This is a genomic window from Micromonospora sp. NBC_00821 (assembly GCF_036347035.1).
Classification (GTDB): Bacteria; Actinomycetota; Actinomycetes; order Mycobacteriales; family Micromonosporaceae; genus Micromonospora; species Micromonospora hortensis.
This window is the reverse complement of record NZ_CP108880.1, coordinates 857,249-872,882: the sequence shown is the minus strand read 5'-3', so window position 1 is coordinate 872,882 and position 15,634 is coordinate 857,249. Positions and strand designations below refer to the sequence as shown.

At 69.5% G+C, this 15,634-nt stretch carries 13 protein-coding genes; 3 read left to right on the top strand and 10 right to left on the bottom strand.

Going from position 1 to position 15,634, the window contains the following annotated elements; genetic code table 11:
• Positions 1-16: 16 nt before the first annotated feature.
• Complete coding sequence (locus OHB44_RS04105) at positions 17-826, bottom strand: AfsR/SARP family transcriptional regulator (RefSeq protein WP_196920881.1); 810 nt, start codon at positions 824-826, stop codon at positions 17-19.
• Positions 827-1,037: 211 nt separating this feature from the next.
• Between OHB44_RS04105 and metK the strand changes: the two genes are divergently transcribed.
• The gene (gene metK, locus OHB44_RS04100) at positions 1,038-2,225 is read left to right on the top strand and encodes a methionine adenosyltransferase (RefSeq protein WP_238683686.1); all 1,188 of its coding nucleotides are present in this window, start codon (positions 1,038-1,040) and stop codon (positions 2,223-2,225) included.
• A gap of 91 nt (positions 2,226-2,316) precedes the next feature.
• Here the strand turns inward: metK and OHB44_RS04095 are convergent, their stop codons facing one another.
• The 6 genes from OHB44_RS04095 to OHB44_RS04070 form a co-directional block, all read right to left on the bottom strand.
• Positions 2,317-3,018 (bottom strand): response regulator, encoded by a 702-nt coding sequence (locus tag OHB44_RS04095; protein ID WP_266303759.1) that lies wholly within the window; start codon positions 3,016-3,018, stop codon positions 2,317-2,319.
• Positions 3,019-3,147: 129 nt separating this feature from the next.
• Positions 3,148-4,269 carry a ScyD/ScyE family protein gene (locus tag OHB44_RS04090; RefSeq protein ID WP_238683688.1) on the bottom strand — a complete coding sequence of 374 codons (1,122 nt, stop codon included), beginning with the start codon at positions 4,267-4,269 and terminating at the stop codon, positions 3,148-3,150.
• Positions 4,270-4,357: 88 nt separating this feature from the next.
• Positions 4,358-6,433, bottom strand: coding sequence for a multicopper oxidase family protein (locus OHB44_RS04085; protein ID WP_330439662.1), 2,076 nt, complete (start codon positions 6,431-6,433; stop codon positions 4,358-4,360).
• 105 nt (positions 6,434-6,538) lie between these two features.
• The gene (locus tag OHB44_RS04080) at positions 6,539-7,198 is read right to left on the bottom strand and encodes a response regulator transcription factor (RefSeq protein WP_330439661.1); all 660 of its coding nucleotides are present in this window, start codon (positions 7,196-7,198) and stop codon (positions 6,539-6,541) included.
• A complete protein-coding gene (locus OHB44_RS04075) occupies positions 7,195-8,313 on the bottom strand; it encodes a sensor histidine kinase (RefSeq protein ID WP_330439659.1) in 1,119 nt (372 codons plus the stop codon). Before OHB44_RS04075 ends, OHB44_RS04080 begins: the two co-directional genes overlap by 4 nt.
• Positions 8,314-8,395: 82 nt before the next feature.
• A complete protein-coding gene (locus tag OHB44_RS04070) occupies positions 8,396-9,421 on the bottom strand; it encodes a methyltransferase (RefSeq protein ID WP_266303760.1) in 1,026 nt (341 codons plus the stop codon).
• Between the two features lie 127 nt (positions 9,422-9,548).
• Here OHB44_RS04070 and OHB44_RS04065 point away from each other — a divergent pair, with 127 nt between their 5' ends.
• Together OHB44_RS04065 and OHB44_RS04060 are read left to right on the top strand one after the other, a co-directional pair.
• On the top strand, positions 9,549-11,087 hold the full coding sequence (locus OHB44_RS04065) for an aminotransferase class III-fold pyridoxal phosphate-dependent enzyme (RefSeq protein WP_238683693.1): 1,539 nt from the start codon (positions 9,549-9,551) through the stop codon (positions 11,085-11,087).
• A 161-nt stretch (positions 11,088-11,248) separates the two neighbouring features.
• A complete protein-coding gene (locus OHB44_RS04060) occupies positions 11,249-12,949 on the top strand; it encodes an MFS transporter (protein WP_330439658.1) in 1,701 nt (566 codons plus the stop codon).
• Between the two features lie 53 nt (positions 12,950-13,002).
• On the opposite strand, the gene OHB44_RS04055 is transcribed toward OHB44_RS04060, so the two are convergent.
• From OHB44_RS04055 to OHB44_RS04045, 3 genes are all read right to left on the bottom strand, one after another.
• A complete protein-coding gene (locus tag OHB44_RS04055; RefSeq protein ID WP_266303762.1) occupies positions 13,003-13,569 on the bottom strand; it encodes a PadR family transcriptional regulator in 567 nt (188 codons plus the stop codon).
• Between the two features lie 65 nt (positions 13,570-13,634).
• The gene (locus OHB44_RS04050; protein ID WP_238683696.1) at positions 13,635-14,309 is read right to left on the bottom strand and encodes a response regulator; all 675 of its coding nucleotides are present in this window, start codon (positions 14,307-14,309) and stop codon (positions 13,635-13,637) included.
• Entirely contained in the window at positions 14,306-15,382 is a 1,077-nt protein-coding gene (locus OHB44_RS04045) for a sensor histidine kinase (protein WP_330439657.1), read from the bottom strand. Before OHB44_RS04045 ends, OHB44_RS04050 begins: the two co-directional genes overlap by 4 nt.
• Positions 15,383-15,634: the final 252 nt, after the last annotated feature.

Below are 15,634 nucleotides of genomic sequence, written 5' to 3'. Positions count from 1 at the left end.
GTCGGTCGAGGGCCTGTCACGAGGCCCTGGCGAGCCCCGGGCGCAGTGGCCCGCCGGCGGCCAACACCTCCCGCTGGAGCCGCTGGAGGTCAGGCGAAGGGTCCAGGCCCAACTCCTCACTGAGCACCCGGCGCAGGTGGTGGTACGCCTGCAACGCCTCGCCACGGCGCCCGGAGCGGCTGAGCGCCACGATGAGCTGGCGGTGGAACCACTCGTTGAGCGGGTACGTGCCCACGAGATAGCGCAGCTCGCCGATCAGCTCGCGGTGGCGGCCGAGCGTGATGTCGGCCTGGATGCGCAGCTCCAACGCGCGGATCCACTGCTCCTGGAGGTGGATCGCGTGCGCCTCCAGCGCCGGCCCGAACGTCACGTTGGCGCCCACCGGCCCCGTCCACATGGCCAGCGCCCGCCGCAGCACCTCGGCGCCCTCCTCGGGCCGGTCCGACTCGATGTGCGAGCGACCCTGGTCGAGCATCGTCTCGAACACCTCGGCGTCGAGCTGGCCCGGCTCCACCCTGAGCAGGTAGCCGCGGGCGCGGCTCTCCAACACGGTCCGGTCCGGGGTCTCTATGCCCTCCTTCGCGAAGAGCTTGCGCAGGTGGTAGATGTAGGTCTGCACAGTGGTGACGGCGCTGCGCGCCGGATCGTCACCCCACAGCTCCCGGATTATCGAGTCGACCAGAACGACCCGATTGGCCCGCATCACCAGCAGCGCCAACACGGTCCGCACCTTCGGCGGCGTCGGCGTGCAGATCCGGCCCTCGTGGATCACTTCAAGCGACCCGAGAATCTCGTACCTGACCACAGTGGTCCCCCCATTCCCCATAGCACTCGTCGAGACGCTCTCAAGCTATGGATGAGCAGGACGTGTCGGAACGACCGCAGGTAGCGACATCGCGGGTTCTTCCGAGGATCGATGCGTGTCGAAAGTTGTACGGCGCGTACCCCTTCGATCGCTCGATGTTTCCTCCAGGCAACCTCCACCAGGGGCGGGAAGACTCGCCGGGCCCCCACGCCCCTCGGGTTAGGAGTCACACATGTCGCGCCGCCTCTTCACCTCCGAGTCGGTCACCGAAGGTCATCCCGACAAGATCGCCGATCAGATCAGCGACGGGATCCTCGACGCGCTACTGGCGCAGGACCCGCACAGCCGGGTCGCCGTCGAAAGCCTGATCACCACCGGCCAGGTCCACGTCGCGGGCGAGGTCACCACGCAGGCCTACGCCGACATCCCGCGCATCGTGCGGGAAACGGTCCTGGGCATCGGGTACGACTCGTCGAAGAAGGGCTTCGACGGCGCCTCCTGCGGCGTCAGCATCTCGATCGGCGCCCAGTCGCCCGACATCGCGCAGGGCGTCGACACGGCTATCGAGCTGCGCGACGGTTCGTCCGGCGGTGGGCTCGACGCCCAGGGCGCCGGTGACCAGGGCATGATGTTCGGCTTCGCCTGCTCGGAGACGCCGGAGCTGATGCCGCTGCCGATCGCTCTGGCCCACCGGCTGGCCCGTCGTCTGGCCGCCGTCCGCAAGGACGGCACAGTGCCGTACCTGCGGCCGGACGGCAAGACCCAGGTCACCGTCGAGTACGACGGCCTACGCCCGGTCCGGCTCGACACCGTCGTGGTCTCCACGCAGCACGCCGCCCACATCTCCCTCGACGAACTGCTCGCCCCCGACATCCGGAACCACGTGATCACGCCGGAGCTGGAGGCGCTCGACCTCGACACCGAGGGTTACCGGCTGTTGGTCAACCCGACGGGCCGGTTCGAGATCGGTGGCCCGATGGGCGACGCCGGCCTGACCGGCCGGAAGATCATCGTCGACACCTACGGCGGGTACGCCCGGCACGGTGGTGGCGCCTTCTCGGGCAAGGACCCGTCGAAGGTCGACCGCTCGGCGGCGTACGCGATGCGGTGGGTGGCGAAGAACGTCGTCGCCGCGGGCCTGGCCGAACGGTGTGAGGCGCAGGTGGCCTACGCGATCGGCAAGGCCCACCCGGTGAGCCTGTTCGTGGAGACGTTCGGGACGGAGACGGTGCCGCTCGACCGGATCGAGAAGGCGATCGGTGAGGTCTTCGACCTGCGCCCGGCGGCGATCATCCGCGACCTGGACCTCCTGCGTCCGATCTACCAGCAGACGGCAGCCTACGGCCACTTCGGCCGTGAACTCCCGGACCTGACCTGGGAGCGCACGGACCGCGCCGCAGACCTCAAGGCCGCTTGTTGAGGAACGTCGCCGGTCGCCAGGGCCTGTTTCATGAGGGCGGTCGAGCCGAGGCGGGCCCGCCGCAGGCCGGCCAGTTCCTATGGAACAGGCCCTAGAACGGCGGGCGGCGCGGGCGTGGCACCAACCGGTCGTGTGGCAGCGTCACCAGTGACGCTGCCACCGCCTTGTTGACCGCGTCGATGCGGGAGACCGCGCCGAGCTTCGCGAAGATGCGACGCAGGTGGCTCTTCACAGTGGCCTCGGTCAGGTCGAGTCGCCGTGCGATCTGGGCGTTGGTCATCGCCTCGGCCGCGAGTTGCAGGATCTCCAGCTCGACGGGAGACAGAATGGTGGACTCCGCGTTCTGCACCTGCACGAGGCTCTGACCGGAGACCGAGAGCAGCACCGAGCCACTGCCGTCCCGTGCCTTGCGGATCGCGGCGACCAACTCCTCACGACCCACGCTCTTGAGCAGGTAGGCGCGAACCCCGGCGGCGATCAGCCGGCGCAGCAGGTCGGGGCTGTCATACATGCTGAGGATGACGACAGCGCTGTCCGGCGACACCTCACGGATGCGGCGCACCGTTACCACCGGGTCGTCGCCGGGAATCTCGACGTCGAGCAGCACCACGTCGGGCCGCTCCGACGCCGCCTTGGCGACCGCGGTGGACGAGTCGCCCGCCTCGTCGACCACGTCGAGGTCGGCGTGCACCTCGAGCACCCAGCGCAGCCCCTCGCGGACGAGAGCGTGGTCGTCGACTATGAGGATGGTGGTGGTGGCGCCGGCGGGAAACCCGCCGTCGGACCGCGTCAACCTAACCCCCAGACCCCATCCCCCGACGCCAGCGTGCACACGATTGGCACCGTATCGCGGACGTGTGACACCACAGCCATCGTGGCGTCCTCCCGACACGAAGAACGCCACGATCGCCGCGCGACTCTGTCAGTCTTGTGTGGACAGACGGACCAACTCGCCGATGCCGAGGCCCTTGTTGGCGATGTAGAAGCTGCCGTCCTTGGCGATGGCGAACGACATCGGGGAGTCCAGGCCGGTGCTCGCCAACTCCCGGTGGCTACCGTCGCGCTCCACCCGGATCAACGCGCCGGTGGAATCCCCGGAGCTGAGCCCGTTCTTCGCGATCTCCAGCACGACCAGTCGACCCCGCTTGTCGAACGCGATGTCGATGATGTTGGTGAAGCCGGTCGCGAAGATCGTCGGTTCCTGCCCGGGCACCAGCCGCCACACCCGGGCGCCGCCGTTCGGGAAGGGGTGGCCCGTCAGCTGCCCGATGTAGAAGGCGCCGTCCGGCCCACGGGTGATGGTGACCGGCACGAACTGGATCGGCGTCGTCGAACCGGGCGGCAGACCCCACTCCGGCGGCGCTGGAACCTGCTCCTGCGGCCACACGTGTTCGGCAGTGACCACACCGCGACGGTCGATCTTGAGCACGTCGTTTGCGGCCGCGTCGAGCGCGTAGACGTCACGCCCGTCGGCGACGACCGCGTACGGCTGGCTCTCCGGAATGACCCCGTCGGGGTTGTTTTGCCCCTCGTAGGCGGAGAGGTCGCCGACGACAGACCAGCGGCGCTTCCCTTCGACCCGGAGGATGGTTCCCATCGTGGCCCCGGCCGCACCGAGCAGGTCACGCGAGACCGGGTCGGTGCTGTAGCCCATCGCCACCAGGAGCTTGCCCTGCCGATCGAAGGCCAGGTCGTGTGCGCCGTAGACGGAGAAACCGCCGCCGGTGCTCCGCAGCGACGGCAGGCCCGTCACGACTCGCTTCTGCCAGCCGTGACGGACCGCAGTGATCGCACCGGTCGAGCCGTAGCAGAGGTTGGTGCCGAACGTGCCGGGGATGCACACGTCTTCGCCGCCGAGCCCGGCCTCGGCGACGTAGACGATGCCGGCCCGGTCGATGGCGACACCGCGAGGGTTGTCGAGGTTGCGGGCGACGACGGTCAGTCGCCCAGTGGTCGAGGTGGCCGCCGTGGCGGGCGCGGCAATGCCGGCCACCAGTACCAGCGGCACAGCCAGCGACAACGTTCGTCGCATCGCGTCGAGCATGGGTTCTCCTCAGCAAGCGGGGTTCGGATGCGAACGACGCTGCCGCCGTTGCCTCGAGGCCCGGTGGAGGAAGGCTCGACAGGTCCGCCTACTCCGGCTGATTGGGAGTGCCCCGCCCCAGCTCATAGGGGGATGTCACGCCCTCGTAGGCGAGGTGCATCACCATGCCGTTGGCCGCGTGGTCGAGGTTGTGGCAGTGGTCCATCCAGAGCCCCGGATTGTCCGCCTTGAAGCCGATCTCGTAGATCTCACCGGGAATCACGTCGAGGCTGTCGATCCACCACGGTGACCCGGTCGCGCGGACCCCGTTGCGGGACAGCACCAACGCGTGGTGGCCGTGCAGATGCATCGGGTGGTTCTGGTGGCTGCGGTTGACGATCCGTACCTTGACCACGTCGTCCATTCGGACCATGAGCGTCGGCGTGTTGGGGAAGCTGTGCCCGTTGATGATCGGCACCAGGTGGAGGCCCCCGTTGTAGAAGGACAGCCGGTCGTCGAGGAGCTGGGTGAACGAACGGTCGTACGACGAGCCCGCGTCGAAGGGCCGGGTGCCGCCAGACCCGTACGAGAGCGGGTCGAAGTGGTCCCCGTCGTCAACGATCTTCGGCGTCGAGGTGTCACCCGGTGGTGCCAGGACCAACCCTGCGTCACGGTTGGCGAGGTCGGTCAGGCGCACCGGGCCCGCCGGCATCGTGAACGTCACGTCGTAGCGTCCACCGGTCGCCAGACCGAACCGCGGCTCGGTCAGCGGGGTCGGACCGTTGACGTCGACCCCGTCGATAGCCGCCACCCGCACCGGCGTGCCGTTGACCGTCAGGGCCCGAGGGCGGCTGTCGGTGGACGGATTGTTGTCGGTGTTGATCAGGCGCAGCCGCACCGGCGTGCCCGGGGCCACCTCCTGGCGTTGCAGCGTGTCACTCGTGCCGAACGAGACGATGTTGTCGTCGGGCGTACGCCACTCGTGGGCCTGCACGACGAAGTCCCGCTCGCCGGCTGGTGGGCCGTCGCGCGGCTCCACGATCAACGCGCCGAACAGACCCCGCCTGATCGCCTCGAGCGGGTTCTGGTGGGTGTGGTACCAGAAGGTGCCGACCTGCTCGGCGATGAACCGGTAGGTGAAGCTGCCGCCGGGCTCCACAGCGTTCTGCGTCGCGCCGGCAACGCCGTCCTCACCGTTGGGGACGTCGAGGCCGTGCCAGTGGATGGTCACGTTCTCGTCGGGAATCTCGTTGTGCAGCGTCACCTCGACGAGGTCTCCCTCGCGGACCCGCAGCTCCGGCCCGGGCGACTGTCCGTTGTACGTCAGCGCCTCGATCTCGGTGCCTGACGAGAGCCGTACCGTGGCGTTCTTCGCGGTCAGGGTGAAGGCCTTGTTGGGCTTGCCGGTCCGCGGCCCTCGCAGGTCGTCGACGGAGGTCCCGCCGTGACCACCGTGACCGATCGACGGGCCGCCGCCGTAGTCGACGTTGTCGTGGGACGTCATGCTCATCCGGTCGGGCAGCCTGCTGCTCTGCGCCACGTAGGTGATACCGGCGACGACGACCAGCACCACGACGGCGGCCTGCGCGGTGGCGCGCAGGGCGCTGGCACGCCGGCCACGGCGTGCGAAGTCGGTAGCGGTCACGACCCGCAGACGATGCACCTGCCAGAACCACAGCACCAACACCGACAGCAGGATCGGCGCGGCGTGGGTCGCGATGTCGTCGAGGTAGGACGGGACCGGGCGGGACACGTACGCGAAGTAGACGCCGATGACCGTCGCCACCGCCGTCACCTGGACCGGCACGACGAATCGGGGATCGGCGGCGGCGGAGCGCGTCTCGACGTCGACCGGTGCGTCGTCGCGGTTGGCCAGGGTGCGCAGGCCGGGCACGGTCCAGATGACGACGGCCAACATCGGCAGCAGCAGGAGCGGCATCTGCACGATCACGCGGTTGTCGGCAAAGATCCAGTCGACGGCGAGCATCAGCCCTATCGCGACGCACTTGAGGACCAGCACCACCAGCGCGGCGACGAGCAGACGCAGCAGTCGACGGGCGCTCTTGCGCAGCGCCTCGGGCGTTGGCCGCCAGGCCAGCCGCGTGGCGAGGATCGCCGCGGACAGCCAGATCAGGAACAGGACCCCGGCCAGGATCCCATCGGCGTTCTCTCCGACCTCAAACATGACGCCAACATACGAAGGATGCGCACCGCACGGCATCCGTTGAGGAACGGTCGGTGCGTACGGCGATCGCCGTAGCGGGCACCGCCCGCGAAACACGGGCCGTAGTCAGCTGCCGGGAGCGACGAGCCCCGTCTGGTAGGCGAGGACGACGAGTTGCGCGCGGTCGCGGACGCGGAGCTTGACCATGGCTCGGTGGACGTGGGTACGGGCCGTGGCCGGGCTCATCGACAGGCGGCGCCCGATCTCCTCGTTCGTCAGCCCGCTGGCCACCAGGCTCATCACCTCGCGCTCGCGGTCGGTCAACACCGCCAGCCGGCCGCCGTCGACCGGCATGGGCGCGACCTTGCTGACGAACGCGCTGACCAGCCGGGCCGTCACCCGCGGCGAGATCAACATGTCGCCGCCGGCCACCACCCGCACCGCCTGGCGCAGCTCGTCGGGCTCGATGTCCTTGAGCAGGAACCCGCTCGCGCCGGCGCGCAGCGCCTCGAAGACGTACTCGTCGAGCTCGAAGGTGGTCAGGACGATGACCCGCACGGCCGGGAACCGCTCGACGATAGCGGCGGTCGCCCGCACGCCGTCGAGCACCGGCATTCGCACGTCCATCAGCACGATGTCCGGCCGGGTCGCGGCGACCATCTCGACAGCCTGGGCGCCGTTGGATGCCTCACCGACCACCTCCAGGTCGTCGCTGTGGTCGAGCAGGCCCCGGAAGCCGGCCCGCACGAGTGTCTGGTCGTCCGCCAGCACCATCCGGATCGTCACGCTGTCTCCTCCACCTCGACCGGCAGCCGCGCGGCCACTCGGAACCCCCCGCCCTGCGACCGGGGCCCGGCCTCGAGCGACCCACCGGCCGCCGTGGCCCGTTCCCGCATGCCGGCCACCCCGTGCCCCCGCCGGCCCGCCCCGGCCCCGACTCCGTCGTCGACGATCTCCACTGTGACGGCGTCACCCGCGTAGGCGATGGTGACGTCGACGGTCGTCGCCGCGGCGTGTTTGACGGTGTTGGTGATTGACTCCTGCACGATCCGGTAGACCGAGAGCGCCACCTCCGGCGGGATCGGGCGCGGGGTGCCGGCGATCCCCGACCGCACCTTCACGCCGGCCTGCTCGGCGACCGCGAAGACGCGGGCCAGATCGGGCACCTCTCCGGCGTCGCGGAGCATGCCGATCGCCGAGCGGACCTCGTGCATGGCGTCTCGGGCCGCGCCCCGGATGCTCCGCAGCGCGGCCCGCGCCTCGGCCGGCTTGCTGTCGAAGATGTCGTCGGCGAGGCTCGCCTGCACACTGATGGCGGCGATCGTGTGACCGAGTACGTCGTGGACCTCGCGAGCGATGCGGAGCCGCTCCTGGGCGACCTCGTGTTGACGCTCCTGGCGCATCACCGCGAGACGCTGCTGTGCCTCGGCCAGCCGGTCCCGGCGGGTGCGGATCGTCTCGGCGAGCAGCACCACTGCCGCGAGCAACGAACCCTCTTCGAGGGTGGCCGAGAGGGCGGGAAAGAAACCCTCGCCGAACAGCGTGTACCGCATGATCAGCTCAAGGACGACGAAGAACCCGGCGACGACGAGCGCCCAGGTGAACCGGCCGGCGGCCGCCACGGAGAAGAGGGCGGCGGCCAGCGGGAGGGCGGGCGGGATGCCCGGGTACTCGAGCGCGTAGTAGATCATCAGCGCGGTGACCGAGCCGACCAGCACCAGCAGCGGCCAGCGGCGCCGGAAGACCAGCAGCAGCCCGATCACCGCGCCGATCGCGTAGGCGCGCGCGTCCGGCGGCCGGGCGCCGGGCTCGTCGGCGACCCGGATCGCCACTGCCACGACGGCCGCGACGACGACCGCGATGAGCGCATCGATCGCGATTCGTCTGACCGCCGGTTTCATGTCCGCAACGGTACGACGCGCGCACGGTCCGTTAGCGAGGGCCCCTTCCCAACCGGAAACCGTCGGCAAGGGGCCCGTCGGCTCAGCCGCGGCGGAGCGAGAGCAGGGTCTGCCCGGTGGGGATCACGGTGCTGCCGTCCACCTGGAGCCCGGCCTTCTCGCCAAGTTCGGCGTACTCCCGCCAGGTCCTCGCCTTGCCCGCCATGAGCGAGAGGAGGCGCAGGTCCATCTGCGTGATGAACATCAGTCGGGCCGGGTCATCGGGGAAGTTGTCGTTCTCGTCCTTCACCAGGATCTGCACGATCAGCACCTTTCCGGTAGTGCCGATCGCGTCCGCCGCCCGCTGGAGGATCTTCTCGGCGGCGCTGTCGTTCCAGTCGTGCAGGACGTTCGACAGGATGTAGACGTCGGCGCCGGTCGGAAGCGGGTCGAAGATGCTCCCGCTGACCACCTCGGCGCGGTCGGCGATGCCCGCCGCCTCGAACCGGGCCCGGCCCTGCTCGACGACGCCCGGCAGGTCGACCACTGTGCCGCGCAGGTGCGGCTGGGCCTTGAGGATCTCGGTGAGCAGGGCGCCGGTGCCGCCGCCGACGTCGATGACGTGGTTGACGGTGCTCCAGTCGTAGCCCTGGACGACCTGGTCGAAGTAGCTCGCGTGGGTGGCCATCAGCGCGCCGAACGACGTGGCCCGGTCGGGGTTGGTGGCCAGGTCGTCCCAGAACTCGATGCCGTAACGCACGGGGTACGCCGCGTCGCCGGTGCGGATCGAGTGGGTCAGCGAGCTGAACGTGCCCTCGATCCGGCCGGCCATCGAGTCGACGTCGAGCCAGGGACGTTGGGCGGCGGGATGGTCGGTCTTGAGGAACTCGGCGGCTTCCGTCAGGGCGTACACCCGTGGCTCGGTCTCCTTGAAGACGCCGCGGACCGCGAGGTAGCGCAGCAGCCGGTGCAGCGCGTCGGGATTGGCCTTCGTCGCCGCGGCGAGCTCGTCGAGCGTGGTGGTGCCCGCGGCGATCAGGTCGGCGAGGCCGAGCGTCGCCGCGGCCCGCACTGCCCACGGCGTGATCGTGTCGGTCAGCGAGTAGAGATTGACCCGATTTTCCGTCATGGCGGCGAGCTTCGACGACGGCGCTCAAGACCTGCTCGAAGCCGCGTCGATCGACCGGTTCTCCAGCCGGGTTCGAGTGGGCGGGCGCAGGCTGCGCCTGTCACGGCCGCCATGCGAAGGGGACACGATGGGCGCCAGCCACCAGGAGCGCGGAGCGATCGAGGTCATTCAGGACCTCATGCAGCAGAAGTGGGTCTACGAGCTGTTCGGCGAGATCGGCGCGCGCCAGGGTGCCTCGGCCGCGCACGTCGAGCGGCTGAGGGCGGTCGACGCCGCCGCGCACGTGTTCTGGCCGTTCCAGGCACCGCCATTTCCGGTGATCGCGGCCACCGCCAGCGGATCGACGTTGACCGACGTCGACGGCAACGACTACCTCGACTGCCACATGGGATACGGCGCTCAGGCGCTGCACGGGCACAACCCGGCGCCGGTCGTCGACTTCGTCCGCGAGCACCTCGGCAAGGGCACCGGCAACGGCTACACCAACGCGTTGGAGCTGGAACTGGCGACGCTGCTGCGGGAACTCCTCCCGCACAACGAGAAGTTCGCCTTCCAACACTCGGGTACGGGTGCCACCCAGTCGGCGATCCGGCTCTGCCGTGCGCACACCGGGCGGAGGATGGTCGCCAAGTTCGAGGGCACCCTGCACGGGTCCCACGACCTGGCTGTCCACAACACCGCGCCCTGGTATCACGGGCACCCCGCGGTGCCGTTCCCAGAGATCGGCAAGGACGGCATTCCGCTGGTCTCGGCATTCGCCGGCGTCACCCCGGCCGAGCCGCGCGACCTGCTGATCCTTCCCAACGACACAGCTCTCGCTGTCGAGTTGATCGAGCGACACGCGGGCGAGTTGGCGTGCATCCTGGCCGAGCCGGCCGCCTCGTCGTTCCCGTTCGAGGAGACGACGATCCCGATGATCCGCGAGGTGGCGGTGGCCGCCCAGCGGCTCGGGGTGCCGTTCATCCTCGACGAGGTGCTGACGGGCTTCCGTTCGGGGCTCGGCGGCGCCGCGCAGAAGTTCGACATTCCGACCGACCTCGTCACCTACGGCAAGGTGATCAGCGGGCTCGGGCTGCCGCTGTCGGCGATCGGCGGTCGGGCCGACATCCTGGACATCTCGCAGACCAGTGGGCAGTCCTGGACCGACTTCGGCCAGAAGACCGGCCTGCAGGGCAGCCACACCGGCAACCACCTGTCGGTGGCGGCGTCGCTGGCCACGCTCCAACTGCTCCGCGACAAGGGGCCCGCCTACTACACGGACCTGCGGGCCAAGGTCGACCGGGTCCAGGCGCGGCTGGCCGCGTTCCGGGCGGCCGAGGGGATCCCGCTGCGCATGGTGGGGTTCGGTGACTACATCGGGTGCTTCCAGTTCCTTCCGGAAGACTCCTACACCGACTACCGGGACTACTCGCGGGCACTCAACCCCGCGACGTTCATCCTCACGCTGCTGCTGCGCAAGCGCGGCATCTACACGCTGGGCATGCCGATGTTCTTCGCCGGCGGCGCTCACAGCGACGCCGACGTGGACCGGCTGACCGACGCCGTGCTGGAGAGCACGCTGGAGCTTCGCGCCAACGACTTCCCCTTCGACCTGGCGTGGCCGGCGACGTCCGCGTGGGGCTCCGGCTCCTCCGAGTGGGGTTCGGGCTCCTCCGACTGGTCGTAGCCACCTCCGCGTCATCGGGCCCGGGTCAGCTCCTGACCCGGGCCCTCCTCATGTGCCGTACAGGTCATACGCAAATAGCCGTACTTGACTAATCGTACGCGAAAGCGTGTAGTCGAAGGGTGGGTCCGCTGTCGACCCCGTCCGACTTCAGGAGGAACGCGATGACGGAGAGCTGGACCGACGAACGCAGCGCCGCCCCACCCAATCCGCGCCGATGGCTGATCCTGGCCGTCATTCTGGCCGGGGCATTCATGATTCTGTTGGCAACGACGATCGTCAATGTCGCTGTCGCGCCGATCCAGCGCGACCTCCAGTCGACCTACACGGCGATGGAGTGGGTCATCGCCGGCTACGCGCTCGGCTACGGCCTGCTGCTCATCCCCGCCGGGCGGATCGGCGACCGCTTCGGCCACCGCAAGCTGTTCCTCATCGGCGTCGCGGGGTTCACTATCGCGTCCGCGGCGTCGGCGCTCGCTGCCACACCCGGCCAGCTGATCGCGTTCCAGGTGGTGCAGGGCATGATGGCCGGCATCCTCAACCCGCCAGTGCTGGCGCTGATCCAGACCACGTTCCCGGCGAAGGAGACCGGAAAGGCGTACGGGATCTACGGCGCGATCGGCGGCATCGCGACGGCCAGCGGCCCGCTCCTCGGCGGCCTGCTGATCGCGTGGGACCTCAACGGCTGGGACTGGCGACCGGTGTTCCTGCTCAACGTGCCGATCGGCCTGGCCACGTTCATCGCCGCGCTGATCCTGGTGCCCGAGTCGCGAGGCCGCCGCGGTGGGCTCGACGTGATCGGCATGCTGCTCGTCTCGGCCGCCGTCCTGCTGCTGGCCGTCCCCCTGGTCGAGGGCCAGCGCCTGGGTTGGCCGGCATGGACGTTCGTGTCGATGGCAGCGGCGCTGCCCGCGCTGGCCGTCTTCGCGGTGTGGGAGTTGCGCCGGGCCCGACGCGCCCAGGTCCCGCTCGTGAGCATGCGCCTGTTCTCGCACCGCTCGTTCTCCGCCGGCGTCGGCATCAGCCTCTGCTACTTCGCGGGCTTCATCGGCCTGCTCTTCGCACTCTCGCTGCACCTGCAGATCGGCCTGGAGAAGTCCGCCCTGACGACCGGCCTGATCCTGCTGCCGTTCTCGTTCGGCACACTGGTCGGCGCGGCCATCTCCGACAACGTCGCCCGGGCGCTCGGTCGTGGCGTTCTGATGCTCGGCGCGGGCATCGTGATCGTCGGCATGGTGGGCATCATCGCCACGATCCACTGGTGGGGCTCCGGCCTGGAACTACTGCCGGCCCTGCTCTTCGCCGGCTTCGGCTCGGGCCTGGTGATCGCGCCGAGCGTCGAGATCGTGCTGGCCGGTGTGCCCTGGCAGGACGCGGGCGCGGCCAGCGGTGTGCTCGGCACCGCCCAGCGTCTCGGCCAGGCGATCGGCGTCGCGGTGGCCGGCGTGGTCCTCTTCGGAACGCTCGGCTCCTACTCGGGGACGGCCGCCGAGAAGGCGAGCCCGGAGCTGCAGGCATCGCTCGTGGCGGCGGGCCTGCCGCCGGCCGAGGTGAGCGCCGCGACGACCACCTTCGCCGACTGTTTCATCCGCCAGTCGCGCGCGTCGGATCCGACGGCCACGCCGCCCGGCTGTGCGGACTCGGCGCCGGGTCCGGTCGGCGAGGCCTTCGACAGCGCTGCCACGTCGGCATTGGAGACCAACTTCAACCGCGCGGTCCAGTGGACCGTCGGCACCGTCCTGGTCGGCGTGATCCTCACGTTCCTTCTCGTCTACCTGCTGCCCCGCCGACCCGAAGAGCCCTGGGCCGAGGCGAGCAAGCCCGATTGGAACGTGACGACGACCCAGCCCGAGCCCGCTCAGTGACAGGCCGCCAGCCCCGGCCCCCGGAGATGCCACAGGGGTCGGGGCTGGCGTCGTCACGAGGTGGTCATCGAGGTCGGTTGGTTGGCCATCAGCTTGGGCAACTGGTCGAGCAGCTCGTCGTGCCAGGCGAGCTCGGTACGAAGTCGGAGTTCGGTATGACGGAAGGTCGTCCACTCCAGGCCGCGGATGTGCGGCGCCGCCAGCTCCCGGAGCGCGAGCCACGAGTCGAGCTGCTCGGCGAGGGCCTTCCGGCGCGCCACGATGATCGTGCGCAGCGCGGCCTCTCCGATGTCGATCACGTTCTGCAGGGCCAGGTCGACCGGGTCGTGACGGAGCTTGGTGTCGCGCAGCGCCTCGTCGCGGTGGTCGATCAGCTCCGCCGCGCCAGCCGAGGTGAGCGCGTAGATCGTGCGGGCGGGTCGGTTGCCCTCCTGCTCGGTCCGGACCGCCTCGATGACGCCCTCGACCTGCATTCGGTGCAGCGCGCCGTAGAGCGACCCCGGCTTGACGTCGCTCCACAGCTCGGTACGGTCGACCTGGGCCGCCCGGCGGATCTGGTGCCCATGCATGGGGCCCCCGCGCGCGAGCGCACCGAGTACGAACAGGCGAGTGCTATTCACGGCATTAGTCCAACACGAGTGCCCGTTTGCGGGCAAGTTACCCAGAGCAATCCTTGAGCGGCCCGCTATCCATGAAACGTCGGGTCGCAGAGCCTCGGCAGGACGATCAGCGAAGCCGCGATGGCCCTGTTGACCGCGTCGATCCGGGACACCGCGCCGAGTTTGGCGAAGATGTTGCGCAGGTGGCGCTTGACCGTCGCCTCCGACAGGCAGAGCCGGCCGGCGATCTGGGCGTTGCTCATCGCCTGACCGACCAACTGCAGGACCTCGCGCTCACGGTCCGACAGCGTGCTGTGCACCGGCCCTTGCACCTGGGTCAGGCTCTCCCGCGACACCGCCAGCATCACCGGCGCGTCATCGGCGCGGGCGCCGCGGATCGCCGCCACCAACTCCTGGCGCGTCGAGTTCTTCAGCAGGTAGCCGCAGATGCCGAGGGTCAACAACTCACGCAACAGCGTCGGGCCGTCGAACATGCTGAGGATGATGACCCGGCTCGCCGGCGCGACGTCGCGGATCCGGCGGACCGTCGTGGTCACCCCGTCGCCGGGGATCTGCACGTCGAGCAGCACGATGTCGGGCTGGCGGATTCGGATCTCGTTGATCGCGGCGCCGCTGTCGCCGGCCTCGCCGACGACCACCAGGTCGCGCTGGGCGTCGAGGATCTCCCGGAGGCCGTCGCGCACCACGACGTGGTCGTCGACCAGCACGATGCGGGTCGGCTCGATCATCGTGACGGTCACCGGCCGGCCCCCGCCCCGACGGCGAGCAGCGGCACGACAAGCTCGACCGAAGCGCCCTGGTGGCCCGCCGCGCGCAGCGCGAGGCGACCGCCGACGACCGCCGCGCGCTCAACCATGGCGCGCAGGCCGGAGCCGTCGCGCACCGTCGCGAGGTCGAAGCCCACCCCGTCGTCGGCGACTGTCGCCCGCAGCTCGTGCGGGGTGATGTCGATGACCGCGTGGATCACCCGAGCGCCGGAGTGGGCCACCGCGTTGCGCAGCGCTTCGCGGACGACCAGAAACACCTCGTCGAGCACCTCGGGCGGCACCCACGACTCGTCGCCGTTGATCTCGGTGTGCAGACGTGTGTCGCCCGTCTCGACAGTCGACAGGAAATTGGCCAGCGCCTCGTCGAGTGATCCGAGCGGCTGAGAGAGCCGAAGGTCGGCGATGAGCACACGCAGATAGCCGACCGCGTCGTGAAGCGACTCCCGGGCGATGACCACCCGGCGGTCCACGTCGTCGTGGCGTCGTTCCTGGGCAAGCTCGTGGGCCTCCAGGTTGCGGTACGCCGCACTGAGGCTGTGGCCCAGCCGGTCGTGCAGCTCGCGCGCGATCAACGAACGCTCGGCGATCTGCGCCTGATGGACCTCGTTCATCAGGCCGGCGGCATAGCGCGAACTCGCGTCGGCCAGCCGGGTCAGTGTCGTACGGGTGAGCGCGTCGGCGACCAGCGCCAGGATCGCGCCTTGATCGGGCTGGCCGGCCAACTGCTCCAGCGCGTCTGCCAACACGATGTCGGCCAGCGCGACGACCGCGCGAAAGCACTCGCGTGGGTGAAGCTCGACGTCCTCCGTGGACACTGCCGGCGGCGGTGTCGACAGCGGGTCGGTCGTCTCACGACGAATCTCGGCCATCGTCTCGTGCAGCAGGACGTCGGCCTGCGCCGTGTAGCTGTCGATCAGGCCAGCGGCTCCTTCGAAGTCGTCACTCGCAGCGGCAAGACGCTGACGGTAGGCGGCAAGAATCGGTTGATGCCTGCGTTCGAGAACCTTGGCAGCGGTCCTCCGCAGCGCATCGTTTCCAACAACCATTGCGGATCCCCCGGTGTGTGCCCTATTGCTCCCCAGGTGCGGGCACGGACGGCTCTCCCCAGCGCCGGCTGCCCGCCGTGTCGCCGACTCCCCCCGTCGTGGGCGACAAAAGCACTCAGATCGGATCGGCCTTCTACGAGTTGTCACGGCCGACTACTCGCACGAGTCTACGGTCTCATCGCGCATCGTTGGAAGCATCGAAGCTTAGCTTTTGGTAGTCACACCAAAACTTAAGGTGAAATCCATATTTGG